The 23030-nt window shown below is 66.5% G+C and carries 17 protein-coding genes; 10 read left to right on the forward strand and 7 right to left on the reverse strand.

The genetic code is table 11. From position 1 onward, the window contains the following. The first annotated feature begins 1 nt into the window (after position 1). Entirely contained in the window at positions 2–1252 is a 1251-nt protein-coding gene (locus QPK29_RS12045) for a hybrid sensor histidine kinase/response regulator (protein ID WP_371768401.1), read from the forward strand. On the opposite strand, the gene QPK29_RS12050 is transcribed toward QPK29_RS12045, so the two are convergent. From QPK29_RS12050 to QPK29_RS12065, 4 genes are all read right to left on the reverse strand, one after another. Further along, positions 1242–2438, reverse strand: coding sequence for a pyridoxal phosphate-dependent aminotransferase (locus QPK29_RS12050; RefSeq protein WP_371768402.1), 1197 nt, complete (start codon positions 2436–2438; stop codon positions 1242–1244). The genes QPK29_RS12045 and QPK29_RS12050 overlap by 11 nt on opposite strands. Before the next feature lie 44 nt (positions 2439–2482). Further along, positions 2483–5353 carry an EAL domain-containing protein gene (locus tag QPK29_RS12055; protein ID WP_371768403.1) on the reverse strand — a complete coding sequence of 957 codons (2871 nt, stop codon included), beginning with the start codon at positions 5351–5353 and terminating at the stop codon, positions 2483–2485. Positions 5354–5357: 4 nt separating this feature from the next. Then, positions 5358–6209 (reverse strand): phosphate/phosphite/phosphonate ABC transporter substrate-binding protein, encoded by an 852-nt coding sequence (locus QPK29_RS12060; RefSeq protein ID WP_056135271.1) that lies wholly within the window; start codon positions 6207–6209, stop codon positions 5358–5360. A gap of 176 nt (positions 6210–6385) precedes the next feature. Beyond that, the gene (locus tag QPK29_RS12065) at positions 6386–7888 is read right to left on the reverse strand and encodes a peptide MFS transporter (RefSeq protein WP_371768404.1); all 1503 of its coding nucleotides are present in this window, start codon (positions 7886–7888) and stop codon (positions 6386–6388) included. Between the two features lie 568 nt (positions 7889–8456). Between QPK29_RS12065 and QPK29_RS12070 the strand changes: the two genes are divergently transcribed. Continuing rightward, positions 8457–11750 carry a PAS domain-containing hybrid sensor histidine kinase/response regulator gene (locus tag QPK29_RS12070; RefSeq protein ID WP_371768405.1) on the forward strand — a complete coding sequence of 1098 codons (3294 nt, stop codon included), beginning with the start codon at positions 8457–8459 and terminating at the stop codon, positions 11748–11750. Between the two features lie 150 nt (positions 11751–11900). Continuing rightward, positions 11901–12221 (forward strand): hypothetical protein, encoded by a 321-nt coding sequence (locus QPK29_RS12075; RefSeq protein ID WP_056135262.1) that lies wholly within the window; start codon positions 11901–11903, stop codon positions 12219–12221. Positions 12222–12224: 3 nt separating this feature from the next. Here the strand turns inward: QPK29_RS12075 and QPK29_RS12080 are convergent, their stop codons facing one another. The 3 genes from QPK29_RS12080 to map all read right to left on the reverse strand — a co-directional run bounded on the left by QPK29_RS12080 (position 12225) and on the right by map (position 16560). Beyond that, the gene (locus QPK29_RS12080; protein ID WP_160407666.1) at positions 12225–12971 is read right to left on the reverse strand and encodes a pseudouridine synthase; all 747 of its coding nucleotides are present in this window, start codon (positions 12969–12971) and stop codon (positions 12225–12227) included. A gap of 163 nt (positions 12972–13134) precedes the next feature. Beyond that, the gene (locus QPK29_RS12085; protein ID WP_371768406.1) at positions 13135–15726 is read right to left on the reverse strand and encodes a [protein-PII] uridylyltransferase; all 2592 of its coding nucleotides are present in this window, start codon (positions 15724–15726) and stop codon (positions 13135–13137) included. Between the two features lie 9 nt (positions 15727–15735). Then, complete coding sequence (gene map, locus QPK29_RS12090; RefSeq protein WP_160407671.1) at positions 15736–16560, reverse strand: type I methionyl aminopeptidase; 825 nt, start codon at positions 16558–16560, stop codon at positions 15736–15738. Positions 16561–16815: 255 nt separating this feature from the next. Between map and rpsB the strand changes: the two genes are divergently transcribed. The 7 genes from rpsB to ispC all read left to right on the forward strand — a co-directional run bounded on the left by rpsB (position 16816) and on the right by ispC (position 23023). Further along, positions 16816–17562 (forward strand): 30S ribosomal protein S2, encoded by a 747-nt coding sequence (gene rpsB / locus QPK29_RS12095; RefSeq protein ID WP_036228556.1) that lies wholly within the window; start codon positions 16816–16818, stop codon positions 17560–17562. Between the two features lie 146 nt (positions 17563–17708). Then, complete coding sequence (gene tsf / locus QPK29_RS12100; RefSeq protein WP_056135960.1) at positions 17709–18617, forward strand: translation elongation factor Ts; 909 nt, start codon at positions 17709–17711, stop codon at positions 18615–18617. A gap of 101 nt (positions 18618–18718) precedes the next feature. Next, positions 18719–19435, forward strand: coding sequence for a UMP kinase (pyrH, locus tag QPK29_RS12105; RefSeq protein ID WP_036228558.1), 717 nt, complete (start codon positions 18719–18721; stop codon positions 19433–19435). A 28-nt stretch (positions 19436–19463) separates the two neighbouring features. Continuing rightward, the gene (frr, locus tag QPK29_RS12110) at positions 19464–20024 is read left to right on the forward strand and encodes a ribosome recycling factor (RefSeq protein WP_036228560.1); all 561 of its coding nucleotides are present in this window, start codon (positions 19464–19466) and stop codon (positions 20022–20024) included. A gap of 108 nt (positions 20025–20132) precedes the next feature. Next, positions 20133–20885: a polyprenyl diphosphate synthase gene (gene uppS / locus QPK29_RS12115; RefSeq protein WP_056135256.1), complete on the forward strand. Its 753-nt coding sequence runs from the start codon at positions 20133–20135 to the stop codon at positions 20883–20885. Positions 20886–20898: 13 nt separating this feature from the next. Then, the gene (locus QPK29_RS12120) at positions 20899–21726 is read left to right on the forward strand and encodes a phosphatidate cytidylyltransferase (RefSeq protein ID WP_056135253.1); all 828 of its coding nucleotides are present in this window, start codon (positions 20899–20901) and stop codon (positions 21724–21726) included. Positions 21727–21847: 121 nt separating this feature from the next. Then, entirely contained in the window at positions 21848–23023 is a 1176-nt protein-coding gene (gene ispC / locus QPK29_RS12125; protein WP_056135957.1) for a 1-deoxy-D-xylulose-5-phosphate reductoisomerase, read from the forward strand. The last annotated feature ends 7 nt before the right edge of the window (positions 23024–23030 follow it).

Below are 23030 nucleotides of genomic sequence, written 5' to 3' on the forward strand. Positions count from 1 at the left end.
CGTGAGCGCCTCGCCCGGCGAGGCGCTGCTGCTGGACCGCATCCGCGCGCTGGAAGAGGACGTGGCCCGGCTGCGCGAAGCGAACGAGAACCTCGTCCTCGCCACCTTCAACGCCGAGGACCAGCGCGAAGACGCGGAAGCCGTCAACCGCCGCCAGAACGAATTCCTCGCGATGCTGGCGCACGAGCTGCGCAACCCGCTGTCGCCGCTCGCGATGGCCGCTTCGCTGCTCGAACGCGACGCGGGCGCCGCGCCGCAGCAGCTGCGCCTGGCGAGCGTCATCACGCGCCAGGTCGACCACATGGCGCGCCTGCTCGACGACCTGCTCGACGCGGCCCGGCTCAGCAGCGGCAAGATCAGGCTGGCGGTCGAGACGCTGGCGCTGGCCGACGTGCTGCGCCACGCCGTCGAAACGGTGCAGCCGCGCATCCTGGAGCGCGGCCAGGCGCTGGACGTCGAACTGCCGGCGGCGGCGGTCGCGGTGGAAGGCGACAAGGTGCGCCTCGCGCAGGTGTTCACGAACCTGCTCGGCAATGCGTCGAAGTACACGGGCGACGGCGGGCGGCTGCGGCTCGCCGCGCACGCCGATCCCGACCAGATCGTGGTGACCATCTCCGACGACGGCACCGGCATCGCGCCCGAGGTGCTGCCCTACATCTTCGACCTGTTCACGCAGGGCCCGCGCTCGCTGGCCCGGTCCGAGGGCGGGCTTGGCGTGGGCCTGAACGTCGTGCGCAACCTCGTGGGCATGCACCGCGGGACGGTGGAGGCCCACAGCGACGGTCCCGGCCGCGGCAGCCGCTTCACGGTGCGCCTGCCGCGCGCCGCCGGCCTGCCCGCGGCGCCGGTCCGGTCCGAGCCGCCCCGGGCCACGCCGCGCCGCCGCATCCTGCTCGTGGAAGACAATGCGGATGCCAGCGCCACGCTGGCCGACATCCTCGCGGCGGAAGGACATGACGTCGTCTGTGCCGGCGACGGCCGGGCAGGCCTGGCGCGCGCGCTCGCGGAGCGGTGGGACGTGATCGTGTGCGACATCGGCCTGCCCGAACTCGACGGCCTCAGGCTGATGCAGGCCCTGCGCGCGCAACAGGCAGGCGCCCGTCCGTATGCGATCGCGTTGACGGGCTACGGCCAGCCGGACGACGAGGCGCGCGGCTTCGCGGCCGGATTCGACCGCTATCTCGTCAAGCCGGTGGGCGCCGCGGCGCTGCTCGCCGTCGTCGCCGACGCCCCGGCCGCGGTCAGCGCCTGATCAGTGTCGCCAGGCGGTCGACCGCCTGCTCGATCCGCTCGTACTTCGTCGCGTAGGAAAAGCGCACGTGCTGCTTCGGCGCGGCGAACCCGAAGTCGTCGCCCGGCACGAGCGCGACCAGCGCGTCGCGCAGCACGGCCATGCCGAACGCGCTGCTGTCGTGCGCGAGCGGGTGGTTCACCTGCGTGATGTCGGCATACACGTAGAAGGCGCCGTCCGGCAGCACGGGCACGTGGAAACCGAGGTCGCGCAGGGCCGGCACGAGGAAGTCGCGGCGGCGGCGGAATTCCCGGCGGCGCTCCTCGAAGATGGCGATGGCGTCGTCGTGGAAGGCGGCCAGCGCCGCGTGCTGGGCGATGGCGGGGGCGCAGATGAACAGGTTCTGCGCCAGTTTTTCGACGGCCGGCACGAGCGACTCCGGCAGCACGAGCCAGCCCAGGCGCCAGCCCGTCATGCTGAAGTATTTCGAGAAGCTGTTGACGGTGATGACGTCGTCGCCGAAGGACAGGGCGCTCGTCGCGCGGTCGCCTTCTTTTTCACCGTAATAGAGACCCTGGTAGATCTCGTCGACGATGGAGAAGCCGCCGCGCGCGCGGACGGCCGCGACCACGTCGCGCGTCTGCGCCGGCGTCATCGACGTGCCGGTCGGGTTCGACGGCGACGCGACGATCACGCCGCGCGTGCGTTCCGTCCAGCGCCCGGCCACCTGGGCCGCCGTCAGCTGGTAGCGTTCGGCGGGGCCGGACGGCACGAGGACGGCCCGGCCGCCGAATGCGCTGACGAAATGGCGGTTGCACGGATAGCTCGGGTCGGGCATCAGGACCTCGTCGCCTTCCGCCACGAGCGCGGCGCAGGCCAGCAGCAGGCCGGCCGACGCGCCCGCCGTCACGACGATGCGCTGCGGCGAGATGTCGAGGCCGTAGGCGCGGGCATAGTGCGTGGAGATGGCGTCGCGCAGGGCGGGCAGGCCCAGCGATTCGGTGTACTGCGTGGCGCCGCGCTGGATCGCGTCCATGGCGGCGCGGGCGACCACGTCGGGTGCCGTGAAATCGGGTTCGCCGACGCTCATGCTGATGACGTCCTGGCCGGCGCGCACCATGCTGGCCGCGGCCTTGACCATTTCCATCACGCGGAAGGGTTCGATGGCGTCGACGCGGCGCGCCACCTGGAGTGGATTGTGAGACATCGTGGGATTGTCGAAACGGAGGAATCCCTCCAGTGTAGCCGAAACTAGGCCATCGCGGTCCCGGCCAGCAGCGCTTCGCACGCCTGGGCCGGCACGGGTCGGCTGACGTAATAGCCCTGGATCTGGTCGCACCCGTACTGTTCCAGCTCGCGCAGCTGGTCCACGTTCTCGACGCCCTCGGCCACGACCTTCAGGCTGAGGCTGTGCGCGAGCCGGATCACGGCCTTCGTGATGGCGGCGTCGTCCGGATCGTCCGGCAGGTCGCGCACGAAGGTGCGGTCGATCTTGAGCGCGTCCAGCGGGAACCGCTTCAGGTAGGCGAGGCTCGAATAGCCGGTGCCGAAATCGTCCACGGACAGGCGCATGCCGAGGGCCTTGATGCGCGCGAGGATCTCGACAGCAGCCTCCGGGTTTGCCATCAGCATCGATTCCGTCAGTTCGAATTCCAGCAGCGCCGGGTCGACGCCGGCGCGCGCGACGATGCGTTCGACGGCACCCGCGAGATCCGCCTGCTGCAGCTGGCGCGCGGACAGGTTGATCGCCACCGGCCGCACGGCCATGCCCTGCGCCTGCCATGCCTTCAGCTGGCGGCACACTTCGCCGATCACCCATTCGCCGACCGGCAAGATCAGGCCCGTGTCCTCGAGGATGGCGATGAATTCCAGCGGCGGCACGAGGCCGCGCTGCGGATGGTTCCAGCGCAGCAGCGCCTCGAAGCCGCTGATGGTGCCGGTCGCCAGGTCGAGCTTCGGCTGGTAGTGCAGCAGGAATTCGCCGCGCTCCAGCGCCTGGCGCAACTGCGTTTCCGTCTGCAGGCGCTGCGTCGCGTTCTCGTGCATCTCCGCGACGTAGAACTGGTAGTTGTTGCGGCCGCCGTTCTTGGCCCCGTACATCGCCGTGTCGGCGTTCTTCAGCAGGGTCTCGGCGTCGCGGCCGTTCTCGGGATACGTGGCGATGCCCACGCTGGCCGACACGAACAGCTGCTGCCCTGCCAGATAGAACGGCTGCGCCAGCGCCTCGATGACGCGGGCGCCGATGCCGGCGGCGATGCCGTCGTCGTCCAGCGCGGGCAGCACGAGCGCGAATTCGTCGCCGCCCAGGCGCGCCACGACGTCGTCGGCGCGCGCGCAGGCCGACAGCCGTTTCGCCGCCTGCACGAGCAGCTGGTCGCCGATGCCGTGGCCGAGCATGTCGTTGACGTTCTTGAAGCGGTCGAGGTCGATGAACATGACGGCCGCGCGGCCTTGTGCACGCGCGGCGGCGGCGATCGCGTCTTCCAGGCTGTGCGCGAGACGGCGCCGGTTCGGCAGGCTCGTGAGCGGGTCGTACTGCGCCAGGTAAGTCAGGCGGTTGCGCGCTTCCTGGCGCTCGACGGCGGTGGCGACGATGTTGGCCACGCCGTGCAGGAAGTTGGCGTCGTCGGCCCCGAAGCGGCGCGGGCGCGCGGCGTACACGCCCAGCAGGCCGAAGGTGCGCTCGCCGCACACGATGGCCGTGTCGATGCCCGTGTCGATCCCGTGCAGGGCCGCCAGCGGCGCGAACCAGGGGCGCAGCGCCGCATCGGTGCCATGCGCGGCAACGTGCGCGTCGCCGTGCGGGCCCGCCAGCTGCAGGCCCGTCGACTGCGCCAGCCGGCCCGCGCCCGCGCGCACCCGCATGCCGTCCGGTCCCGTTTCGAACAGCGCGGCGCAGGCCGCGCCGAGGCCGCGCGCGGCGGCGTCGGCGGCATCCGCGAACAGGTCGTCGAGGCCGTTCGCGGCCAGCGCCTTGCGCCCGAGCTCCGCGATCAGGGTCTGGCGCTGCGCGTTCTCGACGATCGTGCGCTCGAATTCCTTGCGTTCCGTGATGTCGATGTCGATGCAGATGTAGCGCTCGACCGTGCCGGGCGCCGCGAACATCGGTACGATGGTGCGGTACCAGTGGCGCCGGCCGTGGCGTCCCGCGATCACGACCTCGCCGTTCCACACGCGGTCCGACGGCTGCCACGGCAGGCGCGCGCCGGCCGGGCGGCCCACGTCGGCCAGGCGCTGCCCCACGACATCCGGGCGGGTGAAGCCGCTGCTCGTCACGAACAGGTCGTTGACGCCGGTGATCGCGCCGGCCGCGTCGGCCTCGCACACGATCGCGGCCTGGTCCATCGCGCTCTTGTGCTGCATGAGGGAGTTCATCAGCGAATCGATGCGCTGGCCGAACTGGTCGCGCAGGCTCGCCGCGCTGCGGTTGACGGCGCGGATCGCTTCCTGGATCTCGGTCGGCGCGTCGGCCAGCAGCGCCGCCTCGGCCGTGACGCGGCCCGCGGCCACGTCGTGCTCGAACGAGCGCAGGCGGCCCAGGTTGTCGAGCCAGCGGCGCACGAGGGTGCGCATCAGGACGAGGCTCGCGACGAACACGACGAACGCCACGCCGGCGGTCTCCAGCACGAGGCTCCAGACCTGGGCCGCCAGCTTTTCCTCGTCGAACTGCAGGCGCACGACGCCGTAGTCCTTGCCGCCCACGTTGGCGATGCGGTTGACGTCGTACAGCTTGGCGGCGATGCGGGCCGTCAGCCAGCGCGGCGCCAGCGCGCGCGTCACGCGCGGCGCGTCCACGCGGATCGTGCCGCCGCCCACGTCGATGAATTCGGCGCGCTTGAACGGCGACTGGAACAGCATCTTGCCCAGGGTGCGCTTGACGGTGTCGTAGTCGCCGATCACGACGCTGTCCTCGATCGTCTGCGTCGCCACCTCGACGAGCGTCAGCGCGGTGTCCTGCGTTTCCTCGATGTGCTGCAGGAACTGGTAGCGGTAGAACAGGCCCAGGCCGGTCCCCATCGACAGCAGCAGGGTGAGGCTGAACACGGTGAACACGCGGCCGACGAGGGAGCGCGGCAGCGCCGGAATGATGCGCATGACGCGCAGGAGCGGGGAGAATGTCATCGCGTCAGCGCACGTTCGGCGGCGCATCCGCGTAGAACGCGCGGTAGCCGGCATAGTCGGCGTCGCTGGCCGCGACGAAGGCGAGCGGCGCCTCGGCATGCACGAGTTCCGTGGCGGCCGCGAGGATGCGGCGGCCTTCCGGGTCCTTGTCCATGCCGATGAAGGCCTGGGCGACGGCGCGCACCTGGTCGGCCGGCACGCGCGGCGACGCCATCAGCGCGAGATCGTTGAACGGTTCCGAACTCCACAGCACGCGGAACGATTTATGCTCGCGCCGCTGGTAGTTCTGCACGAGTTGCGAATTGGCGCCGGCCGCCACCGCCTTGCCCGCGAACATCTGTGCAAAGGCGGCATCCATGTTGCCCGCAAAGACGACGTCGACGGGGATGTTCCGGCGCTGCAACTGGGCATACGCCACCTTGTACGCGATCATCGCTTCCGGCCCCGGGAAGGCGACGGACTCGCCGGCCAGTTGCGCCAGGGTCATCACGTTCGAATCGGCCGGCACGACGATTTGCGCCCGCACGGGCGGCGCGTCGCGCCGGCCGAACACGGTCCAGCCCATTCTGGCGCGGCCGGGGCTGAACAGGTGATTCGTGAACGCAAAGTCGACTTCGCGCGTGAGCACGTAGCTCGTCGTATCGGCCGATGTGCGGCCCAGCTTGAGATTCAGCCGGACGCCGCTTTTCTGCGACACGTAGCGGATGATCGGGTTCCAGAAGCTGGCCGACACCTGCAGGTTGTACTGGTTGACCGGCGAAAAATCGTAGGCCGGCGGCGCGGCATGGACGGCGCCGGCGGCGGACAGGCAGGCCACGACGGCCAGGAGAGGGCGGACGAAGTAAGGACGATACATGGCTCGTTGACGTGGCGCCGGCGGAGGTGTCGGCCGGCATGTTGCGAATATAACATATTTCCAGTTTGCAACAAGCCGAAACGTTTTGCCAAGTTGGCGCCATGTGGTATTGACACCCTTCTCATGAAAGATGCGGCGCTCGAGCCCGGGAGGCGCCGGTCGGCGCCTCCATGCGGTCAGTTGTGCGCGTGGTGCGTGGCCGACAGCTTGCGCATCAGGGGCAGCACGGCCAGCGCGATCGCCGTGCAGACGAGCGCACCCACGCCAAGCTTGTTGAACAGGCTCGTGTAGATGGGCAGGGTCTGCAAGGGGTCCGTGACGTCGCTCGGCACGCTGGCCAGGTTGGCTACGACGCCGCCCAGGTATTGCGAGATGCCGGTGGCGACATAGTAGGCGCCCATCATGAAGCCGCTCATGCGCGCCGGCACGTAGCGCGCCACCATCGCGAGACCGAGGCCGGAGACGAGCAGCTCGCCCAGCGAATACAGGCCGTAGCCGGCGACCATCACCCACGACGACGTCTTGCCGCCGACGGCGAACGCGCCCGCCACGCCGTACGCGAAGAAGCCGAGCGCCACGGCGAAGAAGCCCAGCGCGAACTTGCCGGCGATCGACAAGTCCCGGCCGCTGCGCCCGGCCGTGTTGTAGGCCCAGGCGAGCACGGGCGACAGCACCATGATCCAGATGGCGTTCAGCGCCTGGAACTGGGCCGGCGACCAGTCGAACAGGTGCGCGCCGAGCAGGTTGAATTCCAGGTCGACGTTGCGCAGCGCGAACAGCGACAGCGACGTCGACATCTGCTGGTAGAAGATGAAGAAGAACACGGACTGCAGGGTGAGCACGAGGGCGGCCGTCAGGCCGGCGCGCTCGTTCGGCGCGCTTTTGCGGATCAGGTGGATGAAGATGCCCAGCACGACGAGGCCGGCCAGGTAGACGAAGATGCGGGCCAGCGTCCGGTATTCGAGGATCACGGCCGACACGCCGACCATCACGACGCCGCCCGCCAGCACGGCGGCCAGCTTGCCCACGTCGAGCGGGCGTTCGTCCGGCAGCGAGCCCACGTGGGCGATCGTCGCGCGCATGAGGAACACGTTGAACAGGCCGACGACGAGGCCGACGCTGCACGCGCCGAACGCGATGTGCCAGCCCACCTCGCCGCCGTACGTCGCGTTGACGTAGTCCTTGATCCACGGCGTGGCCAGCATCGAGATCGTCGAGCCGACGTTCACGGCCATGTAGTACAGCGTGAACGCGCTGTCGATCTTCGAATCGTCGCCTTCGTAGATCTTGCGCACGAGGTTCGCCGTGTTCGGCTTGAACAGGCCGTTGCCGACGACGACGACGCCCAGCGCGCAGAACAGGAACCACGTGTTCTCGGTGGGGACGGCCATCAGCGCATAGCCGACCGTGAGGACGAGGGCGCCCAGCACCATCGAGCGCTTGGTGCCGAGGACCTTGTCGCCGATCCAGCCGCCGATCGCGGGCGAGACGTAGATCAGCGCCGCGGCGGCGCTCCAGACGAGGTTGGCGCGGCTGTCGTCGAAGCCGAGGCGCTGGACCATGAAGTACACGATCAGCGCCTGCATGCCGTAGTACCCGAAGCGTTCCCACATCTCGATCAGGGCGATGGTGAGGAAGGAACGGGATTGCGTGGGGAGGGGAAGGATTTCGGTTTTCATGGAAAGGGTCCGGCAAAGCGTGGATGCTACGCCAGAGACGGGTATCATGCAACACGCGTATCGCCTGTACTGACAGGCGTTATGCGTTTTTTTCGTGCGCGCGAGCTGTTTCAAACTTGCAGAAGTTGCAATCAGAAGATTCGGATTTTCGTGATCGGAAATCATGATGTGCATACGGCTATCGGTTTCCTGCCCGTGATCCTGGGATCGGCGATCGCCGGGCGCTGGCGGCCGGGTGCGACCTGCACCTGAACAAGCCCGTGCGGCTGGACGAACCGGAGCGCGCGCCGGGTGTACCCGGCCCGGTGCGCTGATCGTTCGTAATCATCGCGAACGCAATGAAAACTTTCGCGGTGCCTGTTATCGCTATCTTCTTTATATCGTGTAGCGGGAAGCTGGCCGTTCAAGTACCTTGATTTGGCAGGCGCACCACCATTTCGTTCGTCCGTGCCCCGGAATTCGTTAAATATTGTTAAACATGGCGGGCACGATTGAAATTCGATTGGCGCTGATCGGATTGTCAAGTAATCTGGGGTTGCAGGGTGTGGGCAACCAAGACTCGACGACCATGGCCGACTCGACATTTGACGCAGCGACCGGAGCCCGCGACGACGAGGTCGTCGAAGCGGTATTGCGCGAACGCGCGGCGCACCTGCCCGCGCGCGACGGCGCGGCCGAGAGCGCCGTGCTGGCGCGGCTGGCGCAGGCGCTGGCCGACACGCCGGAGCATGGGCTGCAGCTCCTGGCCGATGCCGTGCGTGCGCTGTGCGGGGCCGATGCGGTCGTCGTGGCGGTGCGCGATGGAACGGACGGCAGCGACGGCGGCACCGTGCGCTGGTGCGTCGTCTCCGGCGCGCTCGCCGGGCACGAGGGCAAGCGCTGGGGCCTGGACGAGTGCGCGTGCGGCACCGTCATCCGCGCCGACGGCGCCGTGCTGCTGGAACAGCCGGCCGACACGGTGCCTTCGCTGCGTGCCTGCGGGGTGCCGGTGGCCGAGTTTCTCGGCGTACCGTGGCATCTCCACGGCGGTGCCGCGGGTGCGCTGGCGGCCGTGCTGGCCGATGACGGCGCGCATTTCGATGCCGAGGACCTGCGCCGGCTGCGCACCTGCGCCGCGTTCGCCGCGGCCGCGCACCAGGCGGGCGGCGGCGACATCGAGCGCAAGGTCGAGGAACGCCTGCGGCCCGTCCTGGCTACCAAGGAGCACCTGGAGCGCGAGGTCGAGGAAAGCCGCGCGGCCGAGCGCCTGCTGCGCGAACACAAGGCCCTCATCGACGCCACCCTCAGCATCAGCACCGTCGGCGTGCTGTATTTCGACATCGACGGCACCGTGCACGACGTCAACGCCGCGTTCGAGCGCATGACGGGCTACACGCGCGCCGAATTGCGCACGATGCCGAACTGGCGCGACATGACGCCGTCCGAGTTCTGGGACGTGTCGGCGCGCGCGCTGCGCGACCTCATCGACAAGGGGGTGACGCTGCCGTACACGAAGCAGATGAAGCGCAAGGACGGCAGCCGCTGGTGGGGCCTGTTCGCGCCCGCGCGCATCTCGGGCGACGGCGCGAACGCGCGCTGCGTGCTGTTCGTGATCGACGTTACCGAGAACAAGGAGACGGAGGCGCGCCTCGCCGAGAGCGAGGAACGGTTCCGCGCGATGGTCGAGGGCTTCGCGCAGACCGTGTGGGAGACGGATGCCCATGGCCGCGTCGTCACCGGTTCGCCCACCTGGACGACCTATACGGGCCAGGCGGAATCGGCGTCGCTGGGCGTGGGCTGGATCGAGGCCGTGCATCCGGACGACCGCGCCTACGCGCTGCGCGAATGGCGCGCGGCCGTCGGTACGCGCCGCATCCTGAACGCCGAGTTCCGCGTGCAGATGGCGTCCGGCGGGTGGCGCTGGACGAATGCGCGCGCGGCGCCGCTGTTCAACCGCGACGGGAGCGTGCGCAAATGGGTCGGCATGCACATCGACGTCGACGAGCGCCGCCGCACGCAGGCCGCGCTGGCGGAGAGCGAGCGGCGCTACCGCATGCTGTTCGAGGCCATGGACGAAGGTTTTCTCCTCGCGACCGTCCGCTTCGACGACACGGGCCGGCCCGCCGGCCTCGATTACGCGGAAGCGAATCCGGCCGCCGTGCGCATGGCCAACATCGCCTACGTGGGGCCGGGCCAGCTGCGCATGCGCCCCGAGCACGAGCCGTGCTGGCTGGACGCCTGCGCCCAGGTCGTGCGCACCGGCGTCTCCAGCCGCTCGCAATGCTTCTCGCAGCCGCTGGCCAGCTGGTACGACTTCTTCGTGTACCCGGTCGGCGGGCGCCAGGTGCCGCGCGTGGCGATCCTGTTCCACGACATCACCGTGCGCAGGCGCGCAGAGGATGCGCTGCGCGAGAGCGAGGGGCGGTTCCGCGCGCTGGCCGACGCGTCGCCCGCGCTCGTGTACCAGTTCGACACGGACGGCAATGTCATCTACCTGAACCAGCGCTGCGTGACGGACGCCGTGATTGCGGAGGACGGCAAGACCGGCTGGAAGAGCATCACACGGCCGGCCGACATGGACGCGTACCTGCGCGACGTGTACGACGGGATCCGCACGCGCGGTGCCTACACCCAGCGTGTCCAGACGGTCGTGAAGGACGGCAGCCGGCACTGGTTCGAATCCCATGCGTCGCCCTGGCATTCGGGCGAGGGCGAACACCGTGGCTATGTCGGCATCTCGCTCGACATCACGGGGGCCGTGCAGGCCGAGGAGGCCCTAAAGGAGGCCGATCGTCGCAAGGACGAGTTCCTTGCGACGCTGGCCCACGAACTGCGCAATCCCCTGGCCCCGATCAGCAACGCGGTGCAGCTGATGAGCCGTCCCGACGGCCGGCGCCAGGCCGACCGCGTGGTCGAGATGGTGGGGCGGCAGGTGAAGCAGATGGCGCGCCTCGTCGACGACCTGCTGGAGGTGTCGCGCATTACGCGCGGCAAGATCGAGCTGAAGCTGGAGCGGGTGCCGTTCGCCGAGATCGTCCACGGCGCCGTCGAGACGAGCCAGCCGATGATCGACCGGGCCGGCCACCAGCTCGCCGTCGCGCTGCCGGAGCAGCCGCTCGTCCTCGAGGCCGACCGCGTGCGCCTGACGCAGGTGTTTGCGAACCTGCTCAACAACGCCGCCAAGTACACGGACACGGGCGGGCGCATCTGGCTCGACGCGCGGCGCGAGGACGGCCAGGTCGTCGCCACCGTGCGCGACACGGGCATCGGCATTCCGGCTGATGCGCTGCCCTGCGTGTTCGACATGTTCGCCCAGGCCCACCGGTCCGCGGGGAAAGGGCAGGGCGGCCTCGGCATCGGCCTGACGATGGTGCGCAGCCTCGTCGAGATGCACCACGGCACCGTCGAGGCGCGCAGCGCGGGGCCGGGCCAGGGCAGCGAATTCATCGTGCGGCTGCCGCTCGCGCCCGAGCGCGACGTCGACGACGACGCGCCACCCTTGGGCCAGGCGCGTCCCGCCGCACCATTCCACGGCCAGCGCATCCTCGTCGTGGACGACAACCGCGATGCCGCCGATACGCTCGGGTTACTGCTCGAAGCGGACGGCGCCGAGGTCCGCGTCGTGTACGACGGCCGCGCCGCGCTGGCGATGGCCGACTCGTTCCAGCCCACCAGTGTCCTGCTCGACCTGGGCATGCCCGGCATGGACGGTTACGAAGTCGCGCGCCGCCTGCGCCAGGACGAACGCTTCGCCGGCGTGCGCATCGCGGCGCTGACTGGCTGGGGGCAGGACGCCGACCGGCGCCAGACCCGCACCCGGGGGTTTTCCCACCATCTGACGAAACCCGTCAGTCTCGAGGAGTTGCACCAGATTCTTGTCTGAAACTCATCATACGACGTTGTTGAAACAATAAGTTACAAAATTGTGACATATGTGAACTGCATTTGGTTCCGCTATGTGCGTTAGCGAACGTCAATGTGCCTGCCGCCTAAGTAGACTGAAATCAACGTCAACCGATGTTGGGAGGCAGCGATGGCGTGGATTTCACAATTCGTCAGATACCTGGGTGTCTTCAACGACCCCCAGTTACACCCCGAAACGATTTCGGACCTCCCACCGTTTGCACTGCGCCAGACGCTCGAAGCGCTGCTGCGGACCGGCTGGATGAAGACGTTCGAATACGATGCCGAAGATGCGTGGGTCGATTACGTCCGCGTGGACTTGCGCCGGGGCCGGTCGAAGCTGAGGCTGGAGTGGGACCAGGACAGCGGCGGCACCGTCGAGGCGCCGCGGGCCGTGCTCGATGAACTGCGCGTGCTCGATCCGTGGATGCAGATGCGGCCCGCGCATTGACGGTCAGAAGCGCTCGTCAGCGCATAAATACCGCCACTGCCCGGGCGGCAGTTCGCCGAGCTTCACGCGCCCGATACGCACGCGCTTGAGGCCGATGACTTTCAGGCCGACCATGTCGCACATGCGGCGGATCTGGCGCTTGCGGCCTTCCCTCAGGGTGAAGCTGAGCTGGTCGTCGTTCTGCCAGCGCACCTTCGCGGGCAGCAGCGGTTTGCCGTCCATCCACAGGCCATGGTTCAGCTTCTTGAGGTCGGCGTCCGGCAGGCGTCCCGGCTTCGTGTACTGCACGCGCACGAGGTATTCCTTTTCGATGGACGTGTCTTCGCCGATCAATTGCTTGGCGATACGGCCGTCCTGCGTGAGCACGAGCAGGCCGACGGAATCGATGTCCAGTCGTCCGGCCGGCACGAGGGACTTCAGCTGCGTCGGGTGGAATTGCTCGGGCGACGGATCGTCCGCCCAGCGGTTTTCCGGCTTCACGAGCACGACGGCGGGCTTGTAGCCGTCTTCGGCCTGGCCGCTGACGTAGCCGACCGGCTTGTTCAGCAGCACGGTGACGCGCTTCGCCTGCTGGGCGGCGGCCTGGCGCTCGACGGTGATCTTCTGGTGCGGCAGCACTTTGCTGCCGAGCTCGGAGACCACCTGGCCGTCGACTCTCACCCATCCTTTTGCGATCCACTCGTCGGCCTCGCGGCGGGAGGAGAGGCCAAGTTCGGACATGCGTTTGGAGAGGCGTACGGGTTCGGTCATGGTTACGAATAAATACGAAAACGAAAACACCGTCGTTCCCGCGGAGGCGGGAACCCATGCTGAAGCGTCGAAGTCACTCCGGTGACAGACTGCAGTCGTTTCCGAATGACAGAATTCTGTGGCTCAGCATGGATTCCCGCTTTCGCGGGAATGACGCTTTAACTTAGATTTTTACGGCATCCAGCAACTCGGTCTCCAGCTGCACCTGCACCCGCTGGTTATTGAGCGCCTGGCCATCGATGAGGAACACGTCCTCGACCCGTTCGCCCAGGGTCATGATCTTGGCCGTATGCAGATTGATGCGATAACGCGCCAGCACGCTCGCGATCGAGTACAGCAGCCCGTTGCGGTCGTTGGCGCCGATGGACAGCACCCAGAACTGGCCGCGCTCGTCCGGGCGCATGTCCACGGTCGGCGTGATGGGGAAGTTGCGCGACATGCGCGACAGCCGGCCACGCAGCGGCGGGCACAACGGTTCCTGGCGCACGAGCACCTCGCACAGTTCGTGCTCGATCAGGTTGATGATGTCGCGGTAGCTGTTGGCGAAATTCTCGTCCGTGATGAGGAACGTGTCGAGCGCGTAGCCATCCTTCGTCGTGTGGATCTTGGCGTCGAGGATGGAGAAATTCTTGCGGTCGAAATAGCTGCAGATGCGCGCGAACAGGTCGGGCTGGTCCTTCACGTACACCGTCACCTGCAGGCCTTCGCCGATCGGCGCCAGGCGCGATTTCACGACGGGCTTGTCGCGGCCCAGCCTATCGACCAGGCAGCGCGTCTGCCACGCGATGTCGGACGCGTCGTGGCGCAGGAAGTAGGCCATGTCGAGCTGCTTCCACAGCGCCTCGTGCGCATCGGACGGCAGGCCGAACAGGCGCAGCGTGGCCAGCGCTTCCTGCTGGCGCGCGCGCAGTTCGCGGTCGGCGGAGGGCGGCTCGCCGCCCAGCACGCGCAGCGTCATCTTGTACAGGTCTTCCAGCAGCTTCGCCTTCCACGCATTCCACACTTTCGGGCTCGTGCCGCGGATGTCGGCCACCGTCAGCAGGTACAGCGCGGTCAGGTGGCGCTCGTCGCGCACGAGGCGGGCGAAGGACTGGATCACGTCCGGGTCGGACAAGTCCTGCTTTTGCGCGACGACGGACATCGTCAGGTGGTGCTCGACGAGGAACACGACCAGTTCCGTGTCTTCCTCGGACAGCGCGTGGTCGCGGCAGAATTCGCGCGCATCGACCTTGCCCAGTTCCGAGTGGTCGCCGCCGCGGCCCTTGGCGATGTCGTGGAAGAGGGCGGCCACGTACAGCAGCCAGCGGTCGCGGAAATTGGCGATCAGCTGGCTGCAGAACGGGTATTCGTGCGCGTGCTCCGTCATCGTGAAGCGGCGCATGTTCCGCACGACCATCATGATGTGCTGGTCGACCGTGTACACGTGGAACAGGTCGTGCTGCATCTGGCCGATGATGCGCCGGAAGTTCGGCAGGTAGCGGCCCAGGATGCCCATGTCGTTCATGCGGCGCAGCGCGTGCACGAGGCCCACGGGCGCCTGCAGCACGCGCAGGAACAGGGCGCGGTGCTGCGGCTTCGCGCGGAACGCGTCGTCGATGAGGGTGCGGGCGTGCCACAGGGCGCGCATCGTGCGTGCGGTCATGCCCTTGATGTCGGGGCGCTCCGTCATCAGCACGAAGATTTCCAGCACGGCGGAAGGCGTGGATTCGAAGGTGTCGTCCGCGGCGATGTCGATGAAGCCGCCCACTTCGTTGAAGCGCGGGTTGATCGGCACCGGCTGCGACGGCGTGGGGAACAGGTAGGCTTCGATGTTCTGCAGCAGGATCGTGTTCAGCTGGGTCACGGTCTTCGCGGCCCAGTAATATCTCTGCATCAGGAATTCGCTGGCGCGGCGTGCATCGAGGCCTTCGCCGGTCGACGTGAGGCCGAACGTTTCCGCGATGGCCGTCTGCACGTCGAACACGAGGCGGTCTTCCCGCCGGTTCGTCTGCAGGTGCAGGCGGATGCGGATGTCCTTGAAGGCACGCTCCTTTTCCATCAGCTGGCGCGCTTCCTCGCGCGTGATCAGGCCGCGGATCGCGAGCTGGCTCCAGGAATTCGCGAGGCCGGCCGCCTTGGCCACCCACAGGATCACCTGCAGGTCGCGCAGCGCGCCCGGACTTTCCTTGACGTTCGGCTCCAGCGAGAACGGCGTGAATTCGTATTTCGCGTGACGCAGGCGCATCTCGGCCGTCTTGGCCTGGAAGAAGGCCTGCGGGTCCATCGCCTCGTCGTAGCGGCGCAGCAACTCGTTGAGCACGGTTTCATTGCCCGTCACGAGGCGGGCTTCCAGCAGGCTCGTCTGCACGGTGATGTCGGCGGCCGACTCCGTCATGCACTCGTCCACGGTGCGGATGCTGTGGCCGATTTCCAGGCCCAGGTCCCACAGCAGCTGCACGAAGTTTTCCAGCTTCGCCTGTGCGATCGCGTCGGGCGGGTTGCCCAGCAGGATCAGCAGGTCGACGTCGGAATTCGGGAACAGCTCGCCGCGGCCGTAGCCGCCCACGCCCACGAGCGCCGCGTCCGCCGGGAGACCGGCCGCGTGCCACGCATCCGCCAGCACGCCGTCGACGCTGTGGCGCAGGCCGCGCAACAGTTTTTCCGGCTTGCCGTTCTCGCGGAACTCGGCGATGACGAGCTGGCGCTCGGCTTTCAGGCGCTGTTTCAATTGCAGCGGCTGCAGGGGTTGTGTCGGGGCGATGGTGGCAGTGGACATGGGAGCGGGTCAGGCGGCGACGGTGTCTTTCGGCTGGACGATGGCGGGAGGCGGCGGGGTGCCGGCCGACGTCGTCAGCACTTCATAGCCCGTCTCCGTCACCAGGATCATGTGTTCCCACTGGGCCGACAGGCTGCGGTCCTTCGTCTTGATCGTCCAGCCGTCCGGCATTTCGCGGATCTCGCGGCGGCCCGCGTTGATCATCGGCTCGATCGTGAAGATCATGCCGGCTTTCAGTTCCTCGCCCGTGCCCGGCCGGCCGTAGTGCAGCACCTGCGGTTCTTCGTGGAACACCTTGCCGATGCCGTGGCCGCAGAATTCGCGCACGACGGAATAGCCCGCGTTTTCCGCATGCTGCTGGATCACGTGGCCGATGTCGCCCAGGTGCGCGCCCGGTTTCACCTTGCTGATGCCCAGCCACATGCATTCGTAGGTGATGTCCGTCAGGCGGCGTGCCAGCTTCGACGGTTCGCCGATGAAGAACATGCGGCTGTTGTCGCCGTGATAACCGTCCTTCGTGATGACGGTGACGTCGATGTTCACTACGTCGCCATTCTTGAGGACCTTGTCGCCCGGAATCCCGTGGCAGATCACGTCGTTGACGGAGGTGCAGACGGCTTTCGGGAACGGCGGGTAGCCCGGCGGCGCATAGTTCAGCGGGGCGGGGACGGTGCCTTGCACGTTGACCATGTATTCATGGCACAGGCGGTCCAGTTCGCCGGTGGTCACACCCGGTTTGACGAAGGGCGTGATGTAGTCGAGCACCTCGGCGCCGAGGCGGCCGGCGATGCGCATGCCCTCGATGTCTTCCGGGGTCTTGATGGAAATTGCCATATTAATCCGTTCTGCGATAAGTTCTGTACCGGTCATTATATGTGATTCATAACGCCGCCGGGCCGGCGGCCGCCGCCGCTTTTTGAGCGCCGGATGCGTGCGCAAGCTTGAAATTCGTGTCAAATCCCGCTAGAATCTCGGGTTGCTCGTGTCCGTATCGAGCAATTTGTGAATGTAAATCGCGAATGCGGCCGACAAGGGTGCCCGAAAACGGGTGTACCGGCCGTCATTCAAGACCCAACCCTGGAGAATACAATGTCTGTCACTATGCGCGAAATGCTGGAAGCCGGTGTTCACTTCGGCCACCAGACCCGTTTCTGGAACCCGAAAATGGCCCCGTTCATCTTCGGTCATCGCAACAAGATCCACATCATCAACCTGGAAAAAACCATGGCGATGTACCAGGATGCGATGAAGACCATCAAGCAGATCGCCGCCAACCGCGGCACGATCCTGCTGGTGGGCACGAAGCGCCAGGCCCGCGACATCATCGCCGCCGAAGCACAGCGCGCCGGTGTGCCGTACGTCGACCAGCGCTGGCTGGGCGGCATGCTGACCAACTTCAAGACCATCAAGACCTCGATCAAGCGCCTGAAGGACATGGAAGCTGCCATCGAGTCGGGTGAAGTCGAGAAGATGAGCAAGAAAGAAGCGCTGATGTTCTCGCGCGAACTGGAAAAGCTGCAGAAGTCGATCGGCGGCATCAAGGACCTGCAGGGCGTGCCGGACGCGATCTTCGTCGTGGACGTCGGCTACCACAAGGGCGCCGTCACCGAAGCCGGCAAGCTGGGCATCCCGGTCATCGGCGTGGTCGATACCAACCACTCGCCGGAAGGCGTGTCGCACGTGATCCCGGGTAACGACGACTCGTCGAAGGCCATCACCCTGTACGCACGCGGCGTCGCCGATGCGATCCTGGAAGGCCGCGCCAACGCGACCAACGAAGTCGCCGAGATGGTCAAGTCGGCTGACGACTTCGTCGAAGTTTCCGAGCAAGCTTAATTGCCCGCGGGTCAAGGCCCGCTGAGCTGTAAAGGGGCGCCGAGCCTAAGATTCGAGCGCCCCTTTTTGTAAGCAATTCCTGAACAGATTAATAATATGCAAGACGTCGCAGACGACGGCTTGCTCCTACTTTTAGGAGAATGAACATGGCAGCGATTACTGCAGCGATGGTTGGCGAACTGCGCGCCAAGACCGACGCACCGATGATGGAATGCAAGAAGGCACTGAACGAAGCCGAAGGCGACATGGCGCGTGCCGAAGAGATCCTGCGCGTCAAGCTGGGCGGCAAGGCATCGAAAGCGGCAGCCCGCATCACGGCTGAAGGTGTCGTGACGGCTTATGTTGCCGGCAACGTCGGCGCGCTGGTCGAAATCAATAGCGAAACCGACTTCGTCGCCAAGAACGACGAGTTCATGGCCATGGCCAACCTGGCTGCCAAGCTGGTCGCCGAGAACAACCCGGCCGACGTCGCCGCCCTGGCCGCCCTGCCGGTCGACGGCAAGACCTTCGACGACGTGCGTACGGCACTGATCGGCAAAATCGGCGAGAATATGACCGTTCGCCGCTTCCAGCGCTTCGAAACCACCGGCAAGCTGGCATCTTACCTGCACGGCAACCGCATCGGCGTGATCGTCGACTACGACGGCGCCGACGAGCAGGTCGGCAAGGACGTCGCGATGCACATCGCCGCGATGAAGCCGGTCTCCCTGTCGGCAGAGCAAGTGCCGGCCGAGCTGATCGAGAAAGAGCGTTCGGTTGCTCAGCTGAAAGCCAAGGAAGACGCCGACAAGGCCGTCGCCGAAGGCAAGCAGCCGCAATCGGCCGAGATCGTCGCCAAGCGTATCGACGGTTCGGTGCAGAAGTACCTGAAAGAAGTGTCGCTGTTCAACCAGGCTTTCGTGAAGAACGACAAGCAAAGCGTCGAGCAGATGCTGAAGGCCGCCAACACCACCGTGAAAGCATTCACGATGTACGTGGTCGGCGAAGGCATCGAGAAGAAAGTCGACGACTTCGCAGCGGAAGTGGCAGCCCAGATGGCTGCTGCCAAGCAGTAATAAAAGAGAACGGGCCGCAAGGCCCGTTTTTACAACCGGGTGGCGATCCCGTCCGGTGCAGTACAGAACTCGAAACATCAATGACCACAGGAGCCCCATTCATGACAAAACCAGCCTACCAACGAGTCCTCCTCAAACTGTCTGGCGAAGCGCTGATGGGCGACGATCCGTTCGGCATCAACCGCGCCACCATCGAGCGCATGGTCGCCGACGTCGCGGAGGTGTCGAAGCTGGGTGTGGAACTGGCAGTGGTGATTGGCGGCGGCAATATCTTCCGCGGCGTCGCGCCGGGTGCGCAGGGCATGGACCGCGCGACGGCCGACTATATGGGGATGCTGGCCACCGTGATGAATGCGCTCGCGCTGGCCGACGCCATGCGCCAGCAGGGCATCACCGCCCGCGTGATGTCGGCGATCGGCATCGAGCAGGTGGTCGAGCCGTACGTGCGCCCGAAGGCGCTGCAATACCTGGAAGAGGGCAAGGTCGTCGTGTTCGCAGCCGGTACCGGCAACCCCTTCTTCACCACCGACACCGCCGCCGCACTGCGCGGTTCGGAAATCTCGGCTGAAATTGTATTGAAGGCAACCAAGGTCGATGGCGTATATACTGCCGATCCGAAGAAGGATCCGCACGCGACCCGCTACGAACAGATCTCGTTCGACGAAGCGATCGCGAAGCACCTGCAGGTGATGGACGCCACCGCGTTCGCCCTGTGCCGCGACCAGAAGCTGCCGATCAAGGTGTTCTCGATCGTCAAGCCGGGTGCGCTCAAGCGCGTGATCATGGGCGAGGACGAGGGTACACTCGTACACGTTTAATCAATAGTTAGAAATACAGGAGAGCAGCATGTCCGTAGCTGACGTTAAAAAAAGTGCCCAGGACAAGATGGCGAAATCCATCGAGACCCTGAGAGGCAACCTGGCCAAGGTTCGCACCGGCCGCGCCCACACCGGCATCCTGGACCACGTGATGGTCGACTACTACGGTTCGCCGACCGCGCTGCCGATGGTCGCCAACCTGACGCTGATCGACGCCCGCACCATCGGGGTCCAGCCGTATGAGAAGAAGATGCTGAACGTCATCGAAAAGGCGATCCGCGAATCCGACCTGGGCCTGAACCCGTCGACGTTCGGCGAGCTCGTCCGCGTGCCGACCCCGGCGCTGACCGAAGAGCGCCGCAAGGAAATGGTCAAGCTGTGCAAGTCGGAAGCGGAAGACGCGAAGATCGCCGTCCGCAACGTGCGCCGCGACGCCAACGAACAGCTGAAGAAGCTGGTCAAGGACAAGGCGATCTCGGAAGACGACGAGCGCCGCGCCCAGGACGATGTCCAGAAGATGACCGACAAGGCCGTCGTCGACATCGACAAGCTGGTTGCCGAGAAAGAAAAAGAAGTGATGACGGTGTGATCCGTATTGCGGCATGATATGCCGCATATCGTCGTGGACGTCGGACCGGCAGGCCAGGCTTGACCGGTCCGTTCCGCCTTTTGTTGTAGCCGCCATTTGGCCAGATTTATGATTTTCAAAAGTTCGACCACCGCAGTCCCCGAAGCGCCGACGGTGCCGCGCCATATCGCCATCATCATGGACGGCAACGGCCGCTGGGCGACCAAACGCCTGCTGCCCCGCGTGGCCGGCCACGTCAAGGGCGTGGACGCCGTGCGCAAGATCGTCGAAGCCTGCGTGGATCGTGGCGTGGAATACCTGACGCTGTTCGCGTTTTCGTCGGAAAACTGGCGCCGTCCGGCCGACGAAGTCTCCTACCTGATGGGCCTGTTCGTCACCGCGCTCGAACGCGAAGTGTCGAAAATGCATGCGAATAACATCCGCCTGAAGGTCGTGGGCGACCTGTCGCGCTTCGATGCGAAGCTGCAGGACATGATCGCCAATGCCGAGCGCCGCACCGCCAACAACGCCCGCCTGACCGTCACCGTGTGCGCCAACTACGGCGGCCGCTGGGACATCATGCAGGCGACGGGCAAGATGGTCGCGGCCAACCCGGGCGTGACCGAGTACACCGAAGAGATGCTGGCCGAGCACCTGGCGATGGCCTATGCGCCGGAGCCGGACCTGTTCATCCGCACCGGCGGCGAAGAGCGCATCTCGAACTTCCTCCTGTGGCAGCTCGCGTATTCGGAGCTGTACTTCACCGACACCTTCTGGCCGGACTTTTCGCCCGACTCGCTCGACACGGCGATCGCGTCCTACCAGAGCCGGGAACGCCGCTTCGGCCGCACCGGCGAACAGGTCGCCAACAAGGCTAAATAAGGCTACACAGCTGATGCTCAGAACCCGCGTCATTACCGCCGTCGTGCTGCTGGCAATTTTGCTGCCAGTCCTTTACTTCAACAACTACACGGCGTTCGCGGTCGTGGCGACGGTGTTCTTCGGCGCCGCCATCTGGGAATGCTTCCGGCTGTTCAATCCGGAGACGCACAACGCCCACGTGATCGCGCTCGTGTGGTCCGCCGTGTTCGCGATGTCCGTGTTCACGGGGCACACGAACCTGTCGTTCTGGGCGGCGCTGAGCGTCGCGTTGTGGATCGCCCGGTTCGCGCCGTCGCTGAAGATCGGCCTGCCGCCGCTGGGCACGCCCGCGAACACGGTGCTGTCGCTCGTCTACGCGTTCGCCGTGGTCGGCTGTTTCGCGGCCATCGTCGACCTGTATTCGCACTCGCCGCTGTTCCTGCTGTCCGTGCTCGCGATCGTGTGGGTGGCCGACATCGGCGCCTACTTTTCCGGGAAGGCGTTCGGCAAGCACAAGCTGGCGCCATCGATTTCGCCCGGTAAATCGTGGGAAGGCGCGATCGGCGGCGGCATCGCCGTGCTCGTGCTGGGCGGCCTGTCGGTCCAGTTCGGCGGCGACGCCTTCGCGCACACCTTCGCCGTGCGCGTCCAGCACACGTACGGCTGGCCCGTGCTTGCCGTCGTGCTCGTCCTGATGACGGCCGCCAGCATCGTCGGCGACCTGTTCGAATCCCAGCTCAAGCGGCGCGCCGGCATGAAGGACAGCAGCAACCTGCTGCCCGGCCATGGCGGCGTGCTGGACCGCATCGACGCACTGATCCCCGTGCTGCCGCTCGCCGCGCTGATCGGCTCGCGGCTGTAAGACACAGGCCGTTCCAACGCGGGCGGCGCGCCGTCTTGACGCGCGCCGTGCCAGAATGACTCAGCGCTGGTCATCCTTTCTGCCTGCACATGTTGGAACGACCTTGACAATGGAACGCAACATGCAAAGCATCACTATCCTTGGCGCCACCGGTTCGATCGGCGTCTCGACCCTCGACGTGCTGGCACGTCATCCCGACAAATACCGTGTGTACGCGCTGTCCGCGCACGAGCGCGTGGATGCGCTCGCCGCGCAATGCCGCGTGTTCCGTCCGCAGCGCGCCGTCGTCGGCACGCTTGACGCGGCCACGCGCCTGCGCGACCTGCTGGCCGGCCTCCCGATCGACGTCGCTTACGGCGAAGCGGCGCTGTGCGAGATCGCAGCCAGCCCCGACACGGACACGGTGATGGCCGCCATCGTCGGCGCCGCCGGCCTCGCGCCCACGCTCGCGGCCGCGCGCGCGGGCAAGAAGATCCTGCTGGCGAACAAGGAAGCGCTCGTGATGTCCGGCCAGCTGTTCATGGACGCCGTCAAGGAGCACAAGGCGACACTCCTGCCGATCGACTCCGAGCACAACGCCATCTTCCAGTCGCTGCCGGGCACGTATGCACGTTCGCCGGACGTGGCCGGCGTCGCCAGGATCCTGTTGACGGCGTCCGGCGGCCCGTTCCTGCAGCGTGCCGTCGAGACGCTGGAACATGTCACGCCAGAAGAAGCCTGCAAGCATCCGAACTGGTCGATGGGCCGCAAGATCTCCGTCGACTCCGCCACGATGATGAACAAGGGCCTCGAAGTGATCGAGGCGCACTGGCTGTTCGGCGCGCCGGCCGACAGGATCGACGTGGTGATCCACCCGCAAAGCGTGATCCACTCGATGGTGTCGTACGTGGACGGCTCCGTGCTGGCCCAGCTCGGCAACCCGGACATGCGCACGCCGATCGCCCACGCGCTCGCGTACCCGGAACGCATCGCGTCGGGCGTCGACCAGCTCGATCTGACGACGTTCGCCGCGCTGCAATTCCACAAGCCGGATTTCGACCGCTTCCCGTGCCTGGCGCTCGCCTTCGACGCCTTGCGCGCGGGCGGCACCGCGCCCGCATTGCTGAACGCGGCGAACGAAATCGCGGTCCAAGCCTTCCTGGAGCGCCGCATCGGCTTCCGCGACATCGACCGCGTCGTACGCCGCGTGATGGACGAGAACCCGCATGGCGAGGCGACCAGCATCGAGGCCGTGATGGCCCAGGACGCGCGTGCCCGCGACGCGGCCGGACGCATCGTGCATGCGCTGCGCACTTGAACAACGC

The organism is Massilia orientalis (assembly GCF_030411975.2).
In the GTDB taxonomy this organism is placed as follows: domain Bacteria; phylum Pseudomonadota; class Gammaproteobacteria; order Burkholderiales; family Burkholderiaceae_D; genus Telluria; species Telluria orientalis.

Excerpts from the sequence above, each read along its gene's own strand:
- tsf (WP_056135960.1), top strand. The coding sequence starts at position 17,709 with ATGGCAGCGATTACTGCAGCGATGGTTGGCGAACTGCGCGCCAAGACC.
- frr (WP_036228560.1), top strand. The coding sequence starts at position 19,464 with ATGTCCGTAGCTGACGTTAAAAAAAGTGCCCAGGACAAGATGGCGAAA.
- QPK29_RS12070 (WP_371768405.1), top strand. The coding sequence starts at position 8,457 with ATGGCCGACTCGACATTTGACGCAGCGACCGGAGCCCGCGACGACGAG.
- QPK29_RS12120 (WP_056135253.1), top strand. The coding sequence starts at position 20,899 with ATGCTCAGAACCCGCGTCATTACCGCCGTCGTGCTGCTGGCAATTTTG.
- QPK29_RS12085 (WP_371768406.1), bottom strand. The coding sequence starts at position 15,726 with ATGTCCACTGCCACCATCGCCCCGACACAACCCCTGCAGCCGCTGCAA.
- ispC (WP_056135957.1), top strand. The coding sequence starts at position 21,848 with ATGCAAAGCATCACTATCCTTGGCGCCACCGGTTCGATCGGCGTCTCG.
- QPK29_RS12065 (WP_371768404.1), bottom strand. The coding sequence starts at position 7,888 with ATGAAAACCGAAATCCTTCCCCTCCCCACGCAATCCCGTTCCTTCCTC.
- QPK29_RS12075 (WP_056135262.1), top strand. The coding sequence starts at position 11,901 with ATGGCGTGGATTTCACAATTCGTCAGATACCTGGGTGTCTTCAACGAC.
- QPK29_RS12050 (WP_371768402.1), bottom strand. The coding sequence starts at position 2,438 with ATGTCTCACAATCCACTCCAGGTGGCGCGCCGCGTCGACGCCATCGAA.
- map (WP_160407671.1), bottom strand. The coding sequence starts at position 16,560 with ATGGCAATTTCCATCAAGACCCCGGAAGACATCGAGGGCATGCGCATC.
- pyrH (WP_036228558.1), top strand. The coding sequence starts at position 18,719 with ATGACAAAACCAGCCTACCAACGAGTCCTCCTCAAACTGTCTGGCGAA.
- QPK29_RS12055 (WP_371768403.1), bottom strand. The coding sequence starts at position 5,353 with ATGACATTCTCCCCGCTCCTGCGCGTCATGCGCATCATTCCGGCGCTG.
- QPK29_RS12080 (WP_160407666.1), bottom strand. The coding sequence starts at position 12,971 with ATGACCGAACCCGTACGCCTCTCCAAACGCATGTCCGAACTTGGCCTC.
- uppS (WP_056135256.1), top strand. The coding sequence starts at position 20,133 with ATGATTTTCAAAAGTTCGACCACCGCAGTCCCCGAAGCGCCGACGGTG.
- rpsB (WP_036228556.1), top strand. The coding sequence starts at position 16,816 with ATGTCTGTCACTATGCGCGAAATGCTGGAAGCCGGTGTTCACTTCGGC.
- QPK29_RS12060 (WP_056135271.1), bottom strand. The coding sequence starts at position 6,209 with ATGTATCGTCCTTACTTCGTCCGCCCTCTCCTGGCCGTCGTGGCCTGC.